Here is a 19,907-nt window from a genome sequence, read left to right on the forward strand (position 1 = left end):
ACATTTATATTATGAATATATCAGATTTACACGCCCTCTTTTTAGAGTGCAGTACAGTATGTACAGATACGCGTTTGGTTAAAGAAAACGATTTGTTTTTTGCTTTAACGGGAGAACATTTTAACGGTAATAAATTTGCTAAAAAAGCTCTAGAATCTGGAGCTAGTTATGCTGTTATAGATGATTCTGAATATCAGGTTGAAGGGGAAACAATTTTAGTAAATAATACTCTTGAAACTTTACAGCAATTAGCCGCTTTCCATCGGGATTATTTAAATATACCTATTATAGCCCTTACAGGTAGTAACGGAAAAACGACTAGCAAGGAACTTATAAATGTAGTCTTATCTCAGAACTATAAAACGACTGCCACTGTTGGTAATTTAAACAATCATATTGGTGTACCATTAACTCTATTGTCGATGCATAAAGACACCGAATTAGGTATTGTAGAGATGGGTGCGAATCATTTAAAAGAAATAGAATTCTTATGCAGTATAGCAAAACCTAATTTTGGATACATCACTAATTTTGGAAAAGCGCATTTAGAAGGTTTCGGAAGCTTAGAAGGCGTTATTCAAGGTAAATCGGAACTGTATACCTTTTTAGAATTAACAGACGGTATAGCTTTTATAAATAAGAAAGATGAAAAGCAAGTAGAACTTACATCTCATATTAAACGTGTGACTTTTGGAGACCAAACTACAGCTAACAAAACCACGGTTAATTTAGAATCTGCTGATCCATTTGTTATTGCAAATTATAACGGATTTAAAATAGAAAGTCAACTAATTGGATCTTATAACTTCACTAATATTTCGGCAGCAATTGCAATCGGGAGTTATTTTAAAGTTAGCGCTAAACAAATTAAAACAGCTATTGAAGGCTATACGCCAACGAACAATCGGTCACAAATTATCACCAAAAGAAGTACTAAAATTATTTTGGACGCCTACAATGCAAATCCTACAAGTATGAAAGCAGCCCTAGAAAGCTTTCATATTTTAAAAGATACTAATAAAATTGCGATTATTGGAGATATGTTTGAACTGGGAGCAACTGCAGCAGACGAACACCAGCATATTATTGATTTAGCCTCTACCCTAAATATTAATAAGGTGTATGTTGTTGGAAAACTTTTTAATGCAATCGAAATTAAATCAAATCACATAAAAGCATTTGATGCTTTTGAAGATTTTAAAATACATTTTAGCAGTTTAGATATTGCCAAATCTACATTACTTATAAAAGCCTCACGAGGTATGAAGCTAGAACGCATTCTAGATTTGATATAAAGTAGAATTGAAACAATTTACTATAAACAAAAAAAGCTTCTCAAAATTGAGAAGCTTTTTTATTTGCTTGTGGGCGCAGAGGGATTCGAACCCCCGACCCCTTGGGTGTAAACCAAGTGCTCTGAACCAACTGAGCTATGCGCCCTAATAATTAGATGTTCTATTTATAGTTTAAAAACCATAAAAAAACTTCTCAATACAGAGAAGCTGTTGTGGGCGCAGAGGGATTCGAACCCCCGACCCCTTGGGTGTAAACCAAGTGCTCTGAACCAACTGAGCTATGCGCCCTAATTATTAGGTGTGCAAATATAAGCCTGTTTTTGATACTACAAAAACTTTTTTTATTTTTTTTCAAATTATTTCTGCAACGACAAAAGTACTACCGCCAATATAAATGAAGTCTTGAGCTTTTGCATTTTTTAAAGCGCTTTTATACGCTTCATTTACAGAGCTATAAACATTTCCAACAAATCCATTTGCTATAAATTGCTCTTGTAGTTCTGCTGCAGACATTCCTCTTGGCACATCCGGTTTACAAAAATAATAAGTAGCATTTTTAGGTAGTAAAGGTAAAATAGAGGAAATATCCTTGTCATTTACTACACCAAACACCATATGTAAGTCCGAAAAAGTTTCTAATTTCAACTGATTCATAACTTCTGTTAGTCCCTCTTTGTTATGCCCTGTATCGCAAACCACTTTTGGTTGTTCTTGTAAAACTTGCCAACGCCCTTTTAACCCCGTATTTTTCATAACATTTAGTAAACCTGTTTTTAATTGAGGTGCTGTTATGGTATAACCTAAATGGTTTAATTCTTCAACAGTTTGTATAACTGTTTTTATATTTTTTATTTGATATGTCCCTTTTAAATCACTTGGGTAAGTTTCTGAAACGATTTGGTCTGCAAATACTATTTTAGACTGATGTTTTTCGGCAAGGACTTTAAAAACCAATTCGGTTTCAGCTTGTGTTTCCCCGATAACTACAGGAACTTTAGTTTTAATAATCCCTCCTTTTTCTGAAGCAATTTCAACTAAAGTTGTGCCGAGAAACTGAGTATGATCTAATCCAATATTTGTGATTACAGAAATTTCTGGTGTAATAATATTTGTAGAATCTAATCGACCTCCTAACCCTACTTCAATTACAGCGATATCAACTTGTTCTTTTTTAAAATAATCGAAAGCCATACCAACAGTCATTTCAAAGAAAGAAAGCTTTTGTTCTGCTAAAAACGCTTCATTAGAAGCTATAAAATCTGTTACAAACGTTTCCGAAATTTCGGCACCGTTAATACGAATACGTTCGCGGAAATCTTTTAAATGTGGCGAAGTGTACAGTCCAACCTTATATCCAGCTTCTTGAAGAATGGATGCTAACATATGACTCGTGGAGCCCTTTCCGTTTGTACCCGCAACATGAATGGTTTTAAAATGCCGTTCTGGATAATTTAAATGTTCAGCTAATTTTAAGGTATTGGTAAGATCCTTTTTAAACGCCACTTGCCCTTGACGTTGATACATGGGAAGTTGAGAAAACATCCATTGTACGGTTTCTTGATATGTCATAATTTATTGACCTAAACTAAAATCTATACTAACAAATCCGACTTGTCTTGTGGGTGCATTTGGATCTGGTCTCCAACGATGAGACATGGCTATTTTTCTAGCTGGCTCTAATAAACATGGACTATTATTTTCTGTTCCTTTTACACCTGGAACAGCTTTTATAACCTCTCCTTGTTTATTAACTTCAATTTCAACCACAACCAAACCAGATTCATTACAGTCTTGTTTTACAATTTTAAAGTCGGCTTTACCCCTACCGTTTAATCCGTAACCAACACCTCCGCTTCCTGAACCTGAACCTCCAAAATAACTTGGAGCATAAGGATTTCCGTCTAACTGACCTTTATCGCCTACTTTATTATCGTTACCTTCACTGCCCTTACCTGTACCTTCAGATTTACTTACTCCTCCAATTAAGGCATCTAGTTTTTGCTTCTTCTCGGCTTTTTCACGTTCTTCTTTAGCTACACGCTCAGCTTCTGCTTTAGCTTTAGCATCTGCTTCTGCCTTAGCCTTATTTTCTGCGTCTTTCTTTGCTTTAGCTTCAGCTTCTTTTTGCTTTTTAATGGCTACTGCCTCGCTATTATCTTCTGTTAAAACTTCTTCTTTAACTTGAGATGCTTCAGCGGGAGCGGGTTTTACAGGTTCTGGTTCTACGACTTCTTCAGGGATTTTATTCACCTTAACAGGTTCTGATTTAACAGGAGCATCGGGCTGAATATTTCCACTACCAAAATCTGTAGTACCAAAATTTACTGCAACGCCGTATTCTTCTGGTGGATCCATATACGGAGGCCCCATAACAAACATTAACAACACTATAATCAAACTAATTAATAGTGTGATTGTTGCCGAATTACGTTCATGTTTTGTTTCTAAATACTTCATATTAGTTATTTGGTCTTACTGCCAAAATCACTTTAAATTTATTTCTATTCGCGATATCCATAACCTTAACAACATGTTCTACAGGTACAGATTGTTCTGCACGTAATACAATGGTAGGTTTGTCTTCATTAGCTAAAGCATTTTTAATTTCGTGTTCTAAAACACTTTCACCCACTCGCTTTTGATCGATATAATACGTTAAATCTTTTTTAATACTAACCGCTATGGTTTGTTTATTTTCTGTTTTACCACTTGCTTTAGGAAGTAAAACATCTATAGCATTTGTAGTAACCAGAGTCGATGCCAGCATAAAAAAGATAAGTAGCAAGAACACAATATCTGTCATTGAAGACATATTGAATTCTGGTGTTACTTTATTTCGTCCTCTAATATTCATATTAAATTGGCTCGTTTAAGTGATCTAAAAATTCTAAAGAATTAGATTCCATTTGATACACAACTTTATCTGTTCTTACCACCAAATGATTATAGGTAATGTAAGCCACAATACCTACAACTAAACCAGCTACTGTAGTTGTCATGGCGGTATAAAGTCCGTCTGCTAATAATTTAATATCGATTTGTCCACCTGAATTTGCAATTTCAAAAATTGAGAGTATCATTCCAATTACGGTTCCTAAGAACCCAATCATAGGTGCTGCTCCAGAAATTGTAGCCAAAACACTTACGTTTTTTTCTAAGTTATAAACTTCTAATCGACCAGCATTTTCAATGGCAGTATTGATATCTTCTAAAGGTTTCCCTATTCTAGAAATTCCTTTTCCAATTAATCGTGAAACTGGTGTGTTTTGTTGTGCACATAAGGTTTGCGCAGAGTCTATTTTACCATTACTTACATGATCTTTAATTTCATTCATAAAATTTCGATCAATTTGAGATGCCGCTTTTATGGCGAATATGCGCTCAAAATAAATGTATAGCGCTACAATTAATAAAATAAAAAGAAGTCCAATAATAAATTGTCCTGCAACACCTCCGCTGCTAATTAACTCGATTATTGATAGTGTTTTTTTAACAGGTTCTGCATCTGTTAGTACTTCTACTCCTTCTGTAGGGTCTTGAAAAAGGGCGTTTAACATAAGTTTTTAAATAGTTTACTTGATAATTTATATAACGTTTAATTCTTTACTTAGGTATATCTAACTCTATGATTTTAATAATTAAGAGACAAACCATGAAATTTAAACAAATATAGAAAACTAAATATCTAGAAAAGTTAAATTTATCTTTATTTTGAATACCTGTAAATTATACCTGTTGAATGATTTTTACTAGCGCCAGTAACACTCTTTAAGCAATTTACTTCGTCTTTTAATTTAAGTACGCCTAACAATCCAAAAATAAGCGCTTCTTTATATTCTATAACCAACGCATCCGGAATTTTAATACGACATGTACTTAATGATTTTATACGTTCTATTAAAAATGTATTGTATGCTCCACCACCCGTAATTAATAATGAATTTTCATCTAAAGCGGGTAAAACTTTTGCTATCTGAATGGCAATATGTTCAACAAAAGTTCTTAAAATATCGTGAACATCTAAATTGTAGTGATCTATTAGAGGAAATATATGCTCGACAACCCATTCTAAGCCCAAGGATTTTGGATAATTCGCTTTGTAAAATGGTAACGCATTTAATTGGTGAAGTAAATCGTTATGCACTAAACCTGTTGTTGCCAATTTACCTCCGTCGTCGTAATCGAAACCTATGGTTTGCACATAATGATTTAAAACAATATTCACCGGACAAACATCATATGCAACGCGCTCACCGTCTATTTCTGTAGAAACATTTGCAAACCCACCTAAATTTAAACAAAAATCGAATTCCGAAAAGAGCAAAGCATCTCCTATAGGCACCAAAGGCGCACCCTGTCCACCTAATTCAACATCCGGAACACGAAAATCGCAAATTATATCTTGTTCAACTATTTCGCATAAACTAGGCAAATTCCCAATTTGATATGTGAATCCGTTGTCTGGATCATGCTGAGCCGTATGTCCATGAGAACAGACAGCATCAATGTCTTTAATATCATGTTTATTGATGAATTCTTTAATTAAATTGGCCAAATACACGGTGTAATCTGCATCGATTATTTTTAGTTCTGCCTTGGTCCGTTTCACTAAATGTTTTAATACATCTAACCAATCGTTGCTATAGGAGACTGTCTCAGCTTTAAGAATTGAGAACTCCCACGAATTGGTAAACTTAAAACTCGCATATATAATATCGACACCATCTAAGGATGTTCCAGACATTACGCCTATCACTTTAAATCTCTTTTTTATCATATATCAAATTTTTATAACATTAATTACATATTCACCAATAATAATATATATTTGAGAAGGTATTTTATTAAATCAACAATTAAATTTAATTATTATGGATTTCAGCCTTACTGAAGAACACATCATGATTCGTGATGCTGCTCGTGACTTTGCACAAACAGAATTATTACCAGGAGTAATAGAACGCGATAATAAACAAGAATTCCCAAAAGAGCAAATAAAAAAAATGGGAGCACTTGGTTTTTTAGGTATGATGGTTGACCCAAAATATGGAGGAAGTGGTTTAGATACAATTTCTTATATTTTAGCTATGGAAGAAATTTCAAAAATTGATGCTTCTGCTTCTGTTGTCATGTCTGTAAATAATTCTCTAGTTTGCTGGGGTTTAGAAAATTATGGAACTGAAGAACAAAAACAAAAATACCTTACAAAATTAGCTACAGGCCAATCTTTAGGTGCTTTTTGTTTAAGTGAACCTGAAGCAGGTAGCGATGCTACGTCTCAGAAAACAACAGCCATAGAACACGATGATTATTACTTGTTAAACGGAACAAAAAACTGGATTACTAATGGTAGTACAGCAGATTTTTATATTGTTATTGCACAGACACATGTCGAAAAAAAACATAAAGGAATTAATGCTTTTATAGTTGAAAAAGGTTGGAAAGGTTTTGATGTAGGACCGAAAGAAGACAAACTAGGGATTCGTGGAAGTGACACCCACTCTTTACAATTTAATGATGTAAAAATTCCTAAAGAAAATAGAATTGGAGACGATGGCTTTGGTTTTAAATTCGCTATGAAAACACTTGCTGGCGGACGTATTGGGATTGCATCACAAGCATTAGGTATTGCCTCTGGCGCTTACGAGTTAGCATTAAAATATTCTAAAGAACGCAAAACATTTGGAACTGCTATTTGCAACCACCAAGCTATTTCTTTTAAATTGGTAGATATGGCAACTCAAATTGAAGCGGCTCGTCATTTATGTATGAAAGCTGCTTGGGAAAAAGACCAAAAAATGGACTATACTGTTTCTGGTGCGATGGCCAAACTATATGCTTCTCAGGTGGCCATGGACACTACTGTTGAAGCTGTTCAAGTTCATGGTGGAAATGGATTTGTTAAGGATTACCATGTAGAACGTTTAATGCGTGATGCAAAAATTACACAGATTTATGAGGGAACTTCAGAAATACAAAAAATTATAATATCAAGACGACTTATAGGAACTAACTAATAGCTAACCATTACTTTTATTTAAAAGTCTAACCTCTTGGTTAGACTTTTTTTGTTAATTCATTAAGGTTTTAGTAAAACATCCGACTCAATAAAGAAAAAAGATATGCAATCAATAAAATTATACGTATTAACATTTATTACGATTTTTGCCTTTAGTTGTAAACATGAAGCGCAAACTAATCCAAAACAAGACGCTGTTATAAATGTCGAACCTGTTCAAGTTAAAGTAACTAAAAATGAATCACGTGCATACTTTGCTAGTGGTTGTTTTTGGTGTGTAGAATCTATTTATGAAAGTGTTATTGGAGTAAAAGAAGTTATTTCTGGATATTCGGGTGGCCATACAAAAAACCCTACTTACGAAGCCAGTAACACCGGAAAAACAGGGCATGCAGAGGCCGTTGAAGTTATTTACAACCCATCTGTGATTGATTTTGCAACTTTAGTCGATGTCTATTTTGGTTCTCAAGACCCAATGCAAGCTAACGGTCAAGGACCAGACTATGGCTCGCAATACCGATCTATTATTTTTTACCAAAATGATGTGCAAAAGCAAATTATTTTAAAGAAGAAATCGCTTTTAGAAAAAACTTTAGGCAAAAAGGTAGTTGCAGAAGTTTATCCATTTCAAAAGTTTTGGGAAGCCGAAGCTTACCATCAAGACTACAAGAAACATCACCCAAATAATGGTTACATACAAAATGTATCTATTCCTAGAACAAATGCTTTTAAAAAGAAATTTCCTAAATTATTAAAGGAAAATCAATAATAATATAAATAACAGATATTTTTATGCAATAGTTTAACATCCAAATATACAATTGTAACGTATATAAAGTATAACCATTCCGCGATACGCGTCTATATATATGATCAATGCTTCAGTTGTTAATTACAACTGAAGCATTTTTGTTTTCTATATGTTAATCTCTTCCCTCTTTTTATAGCTTACATTTTATAATCGTTATTTTTGTTCTTTAAAATATACATCTTAAAATTCACTACTATTTATTATGAATTTCAACTTGAAAAACAAATATGCTTTGGTTTGCGGAAGCACTTCGGGTATTGGAAAAGCCACAGCAATACTTTTAGCAGAAGAAGGAGCACAACTTACTTTAGTAGCTAGAAATGAAGATAAATTAAAACACGTATGTTCCGAATTACCTAATCCTGAACGTCACGCTTATATTGTAGCCGATTTTTCGAATCCTACAGATTTAAAACAGAAACTAGAAACCTTTATAAAAAAACAACACAGTTTCCATATTCTAGTAAATAATACGGGAGGTCCTAAGGCTGGTCCTGTTTTTTCGGCAACCTTAGATGCCTTTGAATTAGGTTTTACCCAACATTTAAAATGTAATCATATTTTGGCACAAACTGTTGTCCCTTTTATGAAAGCCGAAGAATTTGGTCGTATTATAAATATTATTTCTACTTCGGTAAAACAACCTTTAGATGGTTTAGGCGTAAGTAACACCATTCGTGGTGCAGTGGCAAATTGGAGTAAAACCTTATCTAACGAATTAGCTGCTTTTGGGATTACCGTTAATAACGTCCTGCCTGGTGCGACAGAAACAAATCGTTTATTCGATATTATAAAAGACTCTGCTAATAAAACTGAACAAACTGAGGCCACCGTTACTAATAATTTAAAAGCAACTATACCTGCCAATCGATTTGCTAAACCTGAAGAAATTGCTAATGCCATAGCGTTTTTAGCAAGCGAACAAGCTGCTTATATTAATGGAATTAATCTACCTGTAGATGGTGGACGCACTAAAAGTTTATAATATGAAATATTTATTAAGTGGTTTTATTTTTTTGATGAGCTTACACATACAAGCTCAATTACAAGTTAAAAATTATACGAATGCTAAAATAGACCAACTTCAGACTATAGAACAAGTTATGAATTGGACAAATTACGGGCAACCTGAGCGTGTAGATGCACATTTAGCGAGCGATGAAGTTATAGACAGAACGTATTTAAACATTGAATCTGTTTATATTTCTAAAACGTACCCGAGAAAAGAAATTACGAAACAAGATTTAATAACGCTAACCGATGATCCTTCGCCTATAGTATGGTACGAGCGAACTATTTTTAAAGAACGTAAAAAAGGATTAAAACCTGCGTACCAAATATATATTGGTATAGATATGACAAAGTCTCCTTACCAAATTGTAGACTTATTTTTAAGAAAAGGTAAAAAGATTGTGACTCGAAATTTTAAAAAGGATTAATTTTTATTTTTTGAAGTCGACTTTTAATTCTTAAAACTATAGTAGTTTTGCATTAGGGATTGCAGCGGCATCCTTTTTTAATCCGTTTTGGTTAAAAAAGATATAGCGGAAAGCCCGACTTTTTGTTTATTTCTTTTTCAAAATAAACAAAAGTAATGCCCTAATTATTACTTAAAGAAAGTATTACTCATACATTACATTATGCATTTTATTCCTCAAGAACTAGACGATTACGTGGTGCAACACACCGAAGACGAACCGAAATTATTGAAGCAATTAACCCGAGAAACGTACCAAAAGATTTTACAACCGCGTATGTTAAGCGGACATTATCAGGGACGTATTTTAAGTATGATATCTAAATTGATTAGACCTTTACATATCTTAGAAATAGGTACCTACACTGGGTATTCTGCATTGTGTTTAGCCGAAGGTTTACAACCTGAAGGAACGTTACACACGATTGATGTAAATGAGGAGTTATTCGATTTTCAGCGAAAATATTTTGATGCTTCGGAATATGGCGCACAAATTCACCAACATTTAGGTAGTGCTATAGATATTATTCCGACTTTAGAACCGGTATTCGACTTGGTCTTTATAGATGCTGACAAGGAAAATTACCCGAATTACTTTAATTTGATTGTTGATAAACTTAGACCAGGTGGTGTTATTTTATCTGATAATGTGCTTTGGAGTGGAAAAGTGATTGAACCTTTAAATCCGAAAGATTTATCTACAAAGGCTGTTTTAGAATATAATACACTATTAAAGGCAGATCCTAGAATTGAAACCGTTTTACTTTCTGTTCGCGACGGTTTAACGATTAGCAGAAAGAAGTAATTACATTTTACGACGTACAGACCCAGTAAAGTCTTCTAAATCGTCTTTAACTTGTTTTAATTGGTCTTGAACATCTTTAGTTACAGAAGTGTCAATTCCGCTTTTATCAGCAGTTTTTGTAATTTCTGATTTAATATCGTTTGTGGCATTTTTAATTTCTTTCATGCCCTTACCTAAACCGCGAGCAATATCGGGTACCTTATCGGCACCAAAAACCATGACTACAATAAATAATATAAACATTATTTCTGTACCACTAATAAATAAGAATGTAGAATGCTGTATCACGTTGCAAATATACTAAGTGTTTGGTTACAAAAATAAAAAAAAGCCAACTTAAAAAGTTGGCTTTAACATAATGTTTTAGTTAATTTTTAGATTTAGATTTAAAAGTATCAAACTCACTTGGTTTTGTTTCTTTTGGCCAAGCATTATTTGATGTATCTACATCTGCAGTTTCTAAATTTGGATCGACAATTATACTAACAATTTCTTTGTCTGAAGCTATTGCTTTGCTTACTTCTTTATCGTTTAGTCTCCAAATTTGTGCTGGATATGTTTCTGTTTTCGAAGTGCCATCTGCATAGGTATACTCAACAATAATTGGCATAACTAATCCACCTGGTTTTTCGAAAGTGATGTTATAGAAATACTTTGGCTCTTTTAACTTTTTGCGTTCTTCTGCCGTAAAGTTATCCATTACATATTCTTTTAAAGTCGTAGAGTTATCAATCGCCGTTCCGTCTTTTAAAGATTCTTTATACTCGTCTGTACCTTCTTCTACCATATATACTAATGGTGGTAGATCGCTAACTTCCATCCCATAGCGTTTAGCTTGCGCTTTAGTCGCTTCGTTAACTTCAGATGATACGAAGTATTTTTTCACATCTTTCACCCCTATATCTACATAATCTGTAGTATAGAACCAACCTCTCCAGAACCAATCTAAATCGAATGCTGATGCATCTTCCATCGTTCTAAAGAAATCTTCTGGTGTTGGGTGTTTAAACATCCAACGACGTGCGTATTCTTTATAAGAATAATCGAATAACTCACGGCCCATAACAGTTTCTCTTAAAATATTTAAAGCCGTTGCTGGTTTACTGTAAGCATTATTTCCAAATTGGTAAGTATTTAAACCTTTAGTCATAATAGGTGCTATAAAATCTTGATCACCTCCCATGTATGGAACAATTTTAGCTGCTGGTCCTCTTCTAGACGGATATGCTGTTTGCCCTGTAGACAATGCACTTGGATATGCTTCTCCAAAATCTTGCTCTGCTACATATTGTGTAAATGTATTTAAACCTTCGTCCATCCATGTCCATTGACGTTCGTCACTATTAACGATCATAGGGAAGAAGTTATGTCCTACTTCGTGAATAATTACACTAATCATTCCAAATTTAATTCTATCTGTATACTTTCCATCTTTATCTGGACGTCCGTAGTTCCAGCAAATCATTGGATATTCCATCCCTTGATTTTTGGCATGAACAGATATTGCTTTAAGGTAAGGATAGTCGAAAGTCATTCTTGAATACGATTTTAACGTACTCGCTACTGCTTTTGTAGACCATTGCTCCCATAATGGGTTTCCTTCTTTAGGATACATAGAAACGGCCATGATGTTTTTATCGCCAATTTTTACGGCCATCATATCCCAAATAAATTTTCTTGAAGTTGCAAAACCAAAGTCACGTACATTTTTTGCATGTAACTTCCATGTTTTTGTTTTCGAACTAAATTGTTTTTCGGCAGCTTCTGCTTCTTCTTGTGTTACAATTATAACAGGCTCTTCGTAAGATTTTTGCGCTTTTTCGTAACGCTTCATCATCTCCTTAGTATATACTTCTTTTCTATTAACTAATTCTCCAGTACCATCTAAAATATGATCTGCAGGAACTGTAATATTCACTTCAAAATCACCGAAAGGCAACGCGAATTCATCACGTCCCCAAAACTGAGAATTCTGCCATCCTTCAACATCGTTATATACAGCCATTCTTGGATAGAATTGTGCAATAACATAAGCTCTGTTTCCGTCTTCAGGGAAATATTCATACCCAGAACGTCCACGACCATTAACATGATCATTAATATTGTACCACCATTTTATTGAAAACGAAAATTTCTCACCCGATTTTAAAGCTTTCGGTAATTCAATTCTCATCATGGTTCTGTTAATCATATGCTCAAGGTCTTTTCCTTGAGTATCTTTTACAGCTTCAATATTAAAACCTCCTTCAAAAGGTTCAGACATATAATCTGAAACAAAACTACCTGGCTGTTGTGCAGCAGAAACGCCTCCACCTTCAATTAATGGTGATTTAGAATCTTTAGCACGTACATTTTGATCTAATTGTACCCATAAATAACTTAACTGATCTGGTGAGTTATTGGTATAGGTAATGGTTTCGAAACCTGAAATTTTTGCTTCCTTGTCATCTAATGTAATATCCATTTTATAATCGGCTTGTTGCTGATAGTAAGCTGGACCTGGAGCTCCCGATGCTGTTCTAAACATATTAGGCGTAGAAAATTCATCGTATAATTGCTTGAATTTATTATTATTAGTGTGACCTTGTTTGCGTTCAGGTGCTTTTTGTTCTTGCGCCATAGCGCTCGCTGTAATAAAAATTACGGAAAGGAATAAGTACTTTAGTCTTCTCATAGGGGGATAATTACTATTTTTTTTGGAAAAATAACACTTTTATATCTTATAACAGAAATTTAATCTAATTTTAATACTCCTGTATCGTTGTGATAGGTGAGGATGAAGCTCTTTTGTGTATCATTTATATCTAATCTCACAACGTTTTGTTGTTCTTCAAAAACATCAAACAAAAGTTTATTGGTAATTTCAAATTCTGATATTGTTTCTATTCTTGGTATTTCGATATAACAAATTGCGATATCGTTATCGTATTCTTTCCCAATAAATTTTAACTGAACAGCGGTTCCATTAATTTGTATGTGGAATTTTTCCTTGAAATACTTCTCTAAATAAAAATCAACCTTTTCAGATTCATTTTTAATGGCTAATGTTATAGACTCATCATAACGCTGACGGACTAATTTTTCTAAATCGTCTATAAAAATTCGCGATATAATTTGTACAGATTGTTGTTCTTTAACGTATTGAATTTCACTAATACTCACATAATATTTATGTGCTGAAGTAAAAGCCAATAACGGTATTAAAACTAATAATAAATAATATTTAGGGATTTTCATTTGTACCATTTAGGGCGTAAATGTAGCTAAAATTGATACATTCTTTAAATTTAATTATTCATCTGATTTTATGTTCGCCAAGTATTGTACATACTTTTCATTAAGAAAGGCTAAAATTTCGATATCACTTTTATCCTTACAGCGATTCATAAAATCTGTGTCATCTGAACAGAAATACCAAAAATCCATTTGTTTGGATTCATCTATAGGGTGTTCACTTAAAAAATCTTGAGCAAGTCGTTGTCTGATTTTATGAATTAGTTCATCGTTTCGTTCTAAAGCAATGTGCCGCTTTAACATTTTTGTACGTCCTGATATGGCATTAAGCAGAGGGTTTAAAGCCACAATGCCACCTCCAGTGGTTGCTTCGTGTAAACGCCGTTCGGCTTGAGTTTTAGTTTTGCCTTTGTAGCCCGGAATACCAACATCGTAGAAATTAATCTCTGGTTCGGCTGTAGAATTCCCAACATCTAGCATTAGGTTACCTGTTAATATTTTGCCTACAACAACTTCATCAAGTGCATTTACATATTCTTCTAAATTAACTTCAAGCTCTTTATTTAACACCACTAAATCATCTATAATAACTTCTAGATTAGAATACTGTATAGAAGAAAATACAAGTGTATCATTTAATTTTACATGAATATCGAATTCACCACTACTATTTGTAATTGTAAATATTTTAGACGTTTTATTTATTACATGAATATTTTCTAAATCGTCTGCTCCTATAACTTTGCCATGTATTGGGATTGTTTGAGCAATAAGTGCCGGAGTGTTAATTAGTAGACAAATAACACTAATGAGTATAACTTTAATTTTTAGCACCTTATTTTTCTAAAAACACTTTACTTTCTTTAGAAAGATATTCTATTAATTGCATTTCTTGTCCAGATTCTAACAATTTTGAATCTATGTTTTGATCGACATAATTAATAAATTCTTCAACTTGTGAATTTGGGATTCCAAAATTTTCTGAAATAAATGAAAATGAGTATATACCTCGAAGCCCTAAACCTGCTTCAGTGTCCTTAATTATTTTTTGTTGTTTATTGTCTTTCTTTTTAAATAAAGGCTTTAAGAAGGTGTTCGCTATAGCTACAAAGTCCATACCGTTGTAAAACTCACCTTGATTTAAAATAGACATATCTGCTTCGGTATGATAATCTGCTGCAAATTCGTACGCGCCAATATCATCTATACCAAAGTTTATACTCTCTAAATCGGGCTTAAAGGTTTTAAATTTGTTTAAATCTTTAGACAATACCCCCGTTAATCCATAAGGCATAATAACCACTTCGTTTAAACGATTAATGTGTTCTACCAAAAACACGGTAAGTTGTTTATTTTCTACAATCTCTAAACTTATCTTTACTTCTATAGTATTGAATTGTAATGCAGAAATTTCAATAATATCTAACAAGCCGGCTTCTATTTTAAACTCTCCTTTAGCATCTGTAACTGTTCCTTTGTTAGAGGACGTATTGTATACGGTAACACCTTCAACGTCTTCTGTATCGGCAACAACCACGCGTCCCATTATCTGAACACGGTCAATAGTTTGAGCAGTTAATGTACCTATAGACGATAACAATAATAAAAATAGTAATGCTTTTTTCATATAATTCAATTTTAATTAAAGTTAACGACTTATCACCTTAAGAATTTATTAGAGGCATTTAAATTTTTGTTAAAACCATCTATTACTTAAATTTACAATAAAATATCGATGATGAAAAATATGATTATAGCAAGTACTTCTACAGTTTTTGGTAGTGGTTACTTAGAATATATATTAGATGATTTAAAATTGCACTTTAAAGCCGTTAAAACAATCCTCTTTATACCTTACGCTAGACCAAGCGGAATAACCCACGATGATTATACAGCTAAAGCAAAGGATGCCTTTTCTAAGATTAATATTAATGTTGAAGGCATTCATACCTTTAAAAACCCAAAAACTGCCATAGAACAAGCAGAAGCTATTTTTGTGGGTGGTGGTAACACTTTTGTTTTAGTAAGTCAGCTTTATAAAATTAAAGCAATAGAAGTTCTAACTGAAGTAGTACAAAACGGAACGCCATATTTAGGTACCAGTGCGGGAAGTAATATTTGTGGTTTAACCATGAATACGACTAACGATATGCCTATCGTATACCCGCCTAGTTTTAAAACTTTAGGTTTAGTTCCTTTTAATATCAATCCACATTATTTAGATTCAGATGTAAATAGTGAGCATATGGGTGAAACCCGAGAAACTAGAATCAAAGAATTTCTATGTTATAACACACAAACCGTTGTAGGATTAAGAGAAGGAAGTTGGTTGCAAGTACTTGGAGAATCTATAACTTTAAAAGGACCATTTCCGGCTAGAATTTTTAAACATGACCTTGCACCTTATGAAGTTGAAAGTGGTAAATTACTTGAGCATTTGACATAAAAAAAGAGCTTCATATTTCTATGAAGCTCTTTGAGCGAGAGACCGGGTTCGAACCGGCGACATTCAGCTTGGAAGGCTGACGCTCTACCAACTGAGCTACTCTCGCATTACCGGGTGCAAATATACAGATATTAAATAATAGTATCCAAGAAAATATTACATTTTTTTTACAAAATGATAACCTAGTATATTAAAGCCCTCATTATAGTAAAATTTATGCGAAGGATGGTTTTGTACGTATGTATTTAGCTCGACAGCTTCGTAACCTTTAGCTTTCGCATATGTATAAATCCAAGAAAATAATTGCTTACCAATACCTTTACTTTGGTACTCATCGTCTATATATACGTGATCCACTTCTATACTACGCCCGCTATAATGTCTTGTGCAGAACCATAATCCGCAAATTCCTATCAATGTTTCGTCATTAAAAACACCTATACATTCATAATTTTGACCAAACATTTCTGAAAACCGTTCAAATAAAAGCGCATCCGAATGTTTATTTTGGGTGAATTTCTGCATTAGCGGAAGAATTTTAGGTAATTCTTCTATATTAAGTTGTCGAAAACTAAGTTCAATTTTCATAAATACAAATAGGGTTTATAATTTTAGGGCGTAAAAATAATTAAGTTTGAATTGTAAATACTGAAACTAAGAAACAATATTAAACCTTTTTAATATTAATATTCTTAGATAGCGATACATCAATACTTGATTATTAGATTTTGATTTGTTAGTAATCATATTAACGCAAACCTTACACAAATACAAATAAAAGTAGAAGTCTATGATAACAGAAAATACACATCACGATATCACAGTCAAAACCATTACCACTCTAGACACATATACTGTAAGACAACCTATATTACGTCCAGGACGACCACTTAAAGACTGTGAATTTATAAATGATAATCATGCAGACACATTTCATTTAGGTTTATATAAAAAATCAAATTTAATTGGAGTAGTAACATTTATGAAAACTAACTCTGATTTGTTTCTAGAAGTAAACCAATATCAACTTCGTGGAATGGCTATTCTGGAAGAATTCCAAGGGTTACAATACGGGAATCTATTAATTAAAAATGGCGAGACTAAAATCCAATCTATACAAGCAGATTTAATCTGGCTTAATGCAAGAGAAACTGCTCTTAAGTTTTACCAGAGAAATGGTTATAAAATTATTGGAGAACCGTTTAATATTCCAAAAGTGGGAATACATTATACGATGTATAAACAATTGAATTAAATAATTATTAAGTGGAGTAGTATATATAATGAAGATAATTCTAAATGAGTTATAAAAAAACTAGAATTGTATTGAATATAAATTCAAAACAATTCGTTTTAGTAATTTTTACGTCTATAGAGAATGTATGGGATTTGTTTTAAGCATGACTACGTAAAATGCTTAAAAAGTATTGTAATGGTTATTTAAAGGATGAAAAATACAATTAAACAAATACTGGCTTTAACATATAAAACTTTAAAATAAGTCCACTCATAAGAAGTAACAGAATAGTGTGTGGTTAGTGGAAGTTTCAAGTTGAGTTTAAAGCAAAAAAAATCCTCAACAAATAAATGTTGAGGATTTAGTATAAAAAAGGCGACGACCTACTCTCCCACAATGCAGTACCATCGGCGCTAATGGGCTTAACTTCTCTGTTCGGAATGGTAAGAGGTGAGCCCCATTGCAATAATCACCTTAAATTGTTGATTGTTAATTTCCACTTAGAAAACTAATCAACCGCGCTTTAGCGCAAATATCTTAACATATTGAAAAATACCCGAAGGTGACATACATATAAATCCTAATAATAATTCTTGTACTCTTATAAAAAAACAGGCGTACAATAAGCCTATGGGTTATTAGTACTACTCGGCTATGACATTACTGCCTTTACACCTATAGCCTATCAACGTGGTCATCTCCCACGACCCTTTAAAGAAATCTCATCTTGTGGTGGGTTTCGCGCTTATATGCTTTCAGCGCTTATCCCCTTCCCAACGTAGCTACTCTGCAATGCTCCTGGCGGAACAACAGATACACCAGAGGTTGGTCCAACTCGGGTCCTCTCGTACTAGAGTCAGATCCACTCAAATTTCTAACGCCCACTGTAGATAGAGACCGAACTGTCTCACGACGTTCTGAACCCAGCTCGCGTGCCACTTTAATGGGCGAACAGCCCAACCCTTGGGACCTTCTCCAGCCCCAGGATGTGACGAGCCGACATCGAGGTGCCAAACCCCCCCGTCGATATGAGCTCTTGGGGGAGATCAGCCTGTTATCCCCGGCGTACCTTTTATCCTTTGAGCGATGGCCCTTCCATACGGAACCACCGGATCACTATGCTCTACTTTCGTACCTGATCGACTTGTAGGTCTCTCAGTCAAGCTCCCTTATGCCATTGCACTCTACGTACGATTACCAACCGTACTGAGGGAACCTTTAGAAGCCTCCGTTACTCTTTTGGAGGCGACCACCCCAGTCAAACTACCCACCAAGCACTGTCCCTTCGAATGAAGGTTAGACTCTAGATAAGCAAAGGGTGGTATTTCAACAATGACTCCACAACACCTAGCGATGCCGCTTCAAAGTCTCCCACCTATCCTACACATTACTTATCCAAAACCAATACTAAGCTATAGTAAAGGTGCACGGGGTCTTTTCGTCCCACAGCGGGTAATCGGCATCTTCACCGATACTACAATTTCACCGAGCTCATGGTTGAGACAGTGTCCAGATCGTTGCACCATTCGTGCAGGTCAGAACTTACCCGACAAGGAATTTCGCTACCTTAGGACCGTTATAGTTACGGCCGCCGTTTACTGGGGCTTCATTTTAGACCTTCGAGGTAAACCTCTAAGCCCACCACTTAACCTTCCAGCACCGGGCAGGTGTCAGGCCATATACGTCATCTTTCAATTTAGCATAGCCCTGTGTTTTTGATAAACAGTCGCCTGGACCTTTTCACTGCGGCCCCACCGAAGTGGGGCGACCCTTCTCCCGAAGTTACGGGTCTATTTTGCCTAGTTCCTTAACCATGAATCTCTCGAGCTCCTTAGAATTCTCATCCCAACTACCTGTGTCGGTTTAGGGTACGGGCTGCTTCACTTGCTTTTCTTGGAAGTCGATTTGCTAGATTATCACCTTGACCGTAGTCTCAGTGTACTATCGCGGTGTTACCACTCGCTTCAACGTACTATTCCGTCAGTACGCACTAACTTTTCGCCTCCGTCACTTTTAGTGTGAGCAGGTACAGGAATATTAACCTGTTGTCCATCCACTACCCCTTTCGGGTTCGCGTTAGGTCCCGACTAACCCTCAGCTGATTAGCATAGCTGAGGAAACCTTAGTCTTTCGGAGTGCGGGTTTCTCGCCCGCATTATCGTTACTTATGCCTACATTTTCTTTTCTATACGTTCCAGCATACCTCACAGTACACCTTCTACACCTATAGAATGCTCCCCTACCAGTTATAATAAATTATAAATCCATAGCTTCGGTAATATGTTTATGCCCGATTATTATCCATGCCGAACCGCTCGACTAGTGAGCTGTTACGCACTCTTTAAATGAATGGCTGCTTCCAAGCCAACATCCTAGCTGTCAAAGCAGTTCAACCGCGTTTTTTCAACTTAACATATATTTGGGGACCTTAGCTGATGGTCTGGGTTCTTTCCCTCTCGGACATGGACCTTAGCACCCATGCCCTCACTGCTGATCAACATTTTATAGCATTCGGAGTTTGTCAGGAATTGGTAGGCGGTGAAGCCCCCGCATCCAATCAGTAGCTCTACCTCTATAAAACTA

Annotated in this window: 19 protein-coding genes, 3 tRNA genes, 1 rRNA gene and 3 other annotated features; of the genes, 8 read left to right on the forward strand and 15 right to left on the reverse strand. The window is 34.6% G+C overall.

The features are described from left to right. Positions 1-11 precede the first annotated feature (11 nt). Entirely contained in the window at positions 12-1,295 is a 1,284-nt protein-coding gene (locus BN863_RS13935; RefSeq protein WP_038531737.1) for a UDP-N-acetylmuramoyl-tripeptide--D-alanyl-D-alanine ligase, read from the forward strand. Between the two features lie 70 nt (positions 1,296-1,365). Here BN863_RS13935 and BN863_RS13940 read toward each other — a convergent pair. From BN863_RS13940 to BN863_RS13970, 7 genes are all read right to left on the reverse strand, one after another. Continuing rightward, positions 1,366-1,440: transfer RNA gene (locus BN863_RS13940), tRNA-Val, on the reverse strand. Between the two features lie 68 nt (positions 1,441-1,508). Then, positions 1,509-1,583, reverse strand: a tRNA-Val gene (locus BN863_RS13945). Positions 1,584-1,646: 63 nt separating this feature from the next. After that, positions 1,647-2,864, reverse strand: coding sequence for a bifunctional folylpolyglutamate synthase/dihydrofolate synthase (locus BN863_RS13950; protein WP_038531739.1), 1,218 nt, complete (start codon positions 2,862-2,864; stop codon positions 1,647-1,649). A 3-nt stretch (positions 2,865-2,867) separates the two neighbouring features. After that, positions 2,868-3,752 (reverse strand): hypothetical protein, encoded by an 885-nt coding sequence (locus BN863_RS13955; protein WP_038531741.1) that lies wholly within the window; start codon positions 3,750-3,752, stop codon positions 2,868-2,870. Position 3,753: 1 nt separating this feature from the next. Further along, the gene (locus tag BN863_RS13960; RefSeq protein ID WP_038531743.1) at positions 3,754-4,149 is read right to left on the reverse strand and encodes an ExbD/TolR family protein; all 396 of its coding nucleotides are present in this window, start codon (positions 4,147-4,149) and stop codon (positions 3,754-3,756) included. A 1-nt stretch (position 4,150) separates the two neighbouring features. Then, on the reverse strand, positions 4,151-4,852 hold the full coding sequence (locus tag BN863_RS13965; RefSeq protein WP_038531745.1) for a MotA/TolQ/ExbB proton channel family protein: 702 nt from the start codon (positions 4,850-4,852) through the stop codon (positions 4,151-4,153). Positions 4,853-5,001: 149 nt separating this feature from the next. Then, complete coding sequence (locus BN863_RS13970) at positions 5,002-6,072, reverse strand: anhydro-N-acetylmuramic acid kinase (protein ID WP_038531746.1); 1,071 nt, start codon at positions 6,070-6,072, stop codon at positions 5,002-5,004. A 94-nt stretch (positions 6,073-6,166) separates the two neighbouring features. Here BN863_RS13970 and BN863_RS13975 point away from each other — a divergent pair, with 94 nt between their 5' ends. The 5 genes from BN863_RS13975 to BN863_RS13995 all read left to right on the forward strand — a co-directional run bounded on the left by BN863_RS13975 (position 6,167) and on the right by BN863_RS13995 (position 10,407). Continuing rightward, positions 6,167-7,312, forward strand: a complete 1,146-nt coding sequence (locus tag BN863_RS13975) for an acyl-CoA dehydrogenase (protein WP_038531747.1) — start codon at positions 6,167-6,169, stop codon at positions 7,310-7,312. A 105-nt stretch (positions 7,313-7,417) separates the two neighbouring features. Further along, on the forward strand, positions 7,418-8,083 hold the full coding sequence (gene msrA, locus BN863_RS13980) for a peptide-methionine (S)-S-oxide reductase MsrA (RefSeq protein WP_038531748.1): 666 nt from the start codon (positions 7,418-7,420) through the stop codon (positions 8,081-8,083). Between the two features lie 244 nt (positions 8,084-8,327). Beyond that, a complete protein-coding gene (locus BN863_RS13985; RefSeq protein WP_038531749.1) occupies positions 8,328-9,110 on the forward strand; it encodes an SDR family oxidoreductase in 783 nt (260 codons plus the stop codon). Position 9,111: 1 nt separating this feature from the next. Next, complete coding sequence (locus BN863_RS13990; RefSeq protein WP_038531750.1) at positions 9,112-9,564, forward strand: hypothetical protein; 453 nt, start codon at positions 9,112-9,114, stop codon at positions 9,562-9,564. 201 nt (positions 9,565-9,765) lie between these two features. Then, positions 9,766-10,407, forward strand: a complete 642-nt coding sequence (locus BN863_RS13995; protein WP_038531751.1) for an O-methyltransferase — start codon at positions 9,766-9,768, stop codon at positions 10,405-10,407. On the opposite strand, the gene BN863_RS14000 is transcribed toward BN863_RS13995, so the two are convergent. From BN863_RS14000 to BN863_RS14020, 5 genes are all read right to left on the reverse strand, one after another. Continuing rightward, on the reverse strand, positions 10,408-10,695 hold the full coding sequence (locus BN863_RS14000) for a Sec-independent protein translocase subunit TatA/TatB (protein ID WP_038531752.1): 288 nt from the start codon (positions 10,693-10,695) through the stop codon (positions 10,408-10,410). A gap of 79 nt (positions 10,696-10,774) precedes the next feature. Further along, positions 10,775-13,081: a M1 family metallopeptidase gene (locus BN863_RS14005; protein ID WP_038531753.1), complete on the reverse strand. Its 2,307-nt coding sequence runs from the start codon at positions 13,079-13,081 to the stop codon at positions 10,775-10,777. Between the two features lie 59 nt (positions 13,082-13,140). Next, positions 13,141-13,644 carry a DUF6702 family protein gene (locus tag BN863_RS14010; protein ID WP_038533681.1) on the reverse strand — a complete coding sequence of 168 codons (504 nt, stop codon included), beginning with the start codon at positions 13,642-13,644 and terminating at the stop codon, positions 13,141-13,143. Between the two features lie 54 nt (positions 13,645-13,698). After that, on the reverse strand, positions 13,699-14,475 hold the full coding sequence (locus tag BN863_RS14015) for a carboxypeptidase-like regulatory domain-containing protein (protein ID WP_038531754.1): 777 nt from the start codon (positions 14,473-14,475) through the stop codon (positions 13,699-13,701). Position 14,476: 1 nt separating this feature from the next. Then, the gene (locus BN863_RS14020) at positions 14,477-15,268 is read right to left on the reverse strand and encodes a carboxypeptidase-like regulatory domain-containing protein (protein WP_038531755.1); all 792 of its coding nucleotides are present in this window, start codon (positions 15,266-15,268) and stop codon (positions 14,477-14,479) included. 111 nt (positions 15,269-15,379) lie between these two features. Between BN863_RS14020 and pepE the strand changes: the two genes are divergently transcribed. Continuing rightward, the gene (gene pepE, locus BN863_RS14025; RefSeq protein ID WP_051774836.1) at positions 15,380-16,087 is read left to right on the forward strand and encodes a dipeptidase PepE; all 708 of its coding nucleotides are present in this window, start codon (positions 15,380-15,382) and stop codon (positions 16,085-16,087) included. Positions 16,088-16,120: 33 nt separating this feature from the next. Here the strand turns inward: pepE and BN863_RS14030 are convergent. Both BN863_RS14030 and BN863_RS14035 read right to left on the reverse strand, forming a co-directional pair. Then, positions 16,121-16,193 (reverse strand) — tRNA-Gly (locus tag BN863_RS14030). A gap of 50 nt (positions 16,194-16,243) precedes the next feature. Next, the gene (locus BN863_RS14035; RefSeq protein ID WP_242404038.1) at positions 16,244-16,612 is read right to left on the reverse strand and encodes a GNAT family N-acetyltransferase; all 369 of its coding nucleotides are present in this window, start codon (positions 16,610-16,612) and stop codon (positions 16,244-16,246) included. Positions 16,613-16,877: 265 nt separating this feature from the next. Here BN863_RS14035 and BN863_RS14040 point away from each other — a divergent pair, with 265 nt between their 5' ends. Next, positions 16,878-17,342: a GNAT family N-acetyltransferase gene (locus BN863_RS14040; protein WP_038531758.1), complete on the forward strand. Its 465-nt coding sequence runs from the start codon at positions 16,878-16,880 to the stop codon at positions 17,340-17,342. A gap of 352 nt (positions 17,343-17,694) precedes the next feature. Here the strand turns inward: BN863_RS14040 and rrf are convergent. Continuing rightward, positions 17,695-17,801: ribosomal RNA gene (gene rrf / locus BN863_RS14045) — 5S ribosomal RNA — on the reverse strand. A gap of 153 nt (positions 17,802-17,954) precedes the next feature. Next, positions 17,955-18,801, reverse strand: a sequence feature (23S ribosomal RNA rRNA prediction is too short). A 1-nt stretch (position 18,802) separates the two neighbouring features. Continuing rightward, positions 18,803-19,493, reverse strand: a sequence feature (23S ribosomal RNA rRNA prediction is too short). A gap of 11 nt (positions 19,494-19,504) precedes the next feature. Next, positions 19,505-19,907, reverse strand: a sequence feature (23S ribosomal RNA rRNA prediction is too short).

It is taken from the genome of Formosa agariphila KMM 3901 (genome assembly GCF_000723205.1).
In the GTDB taxonomy this organism is placed as follows: domain Bacteria; phylum Bacteroidota; class Bacteroidia; order Flavobacteriales; family Flavobacteriaceae; genus Formosa; species Formosa agariphila.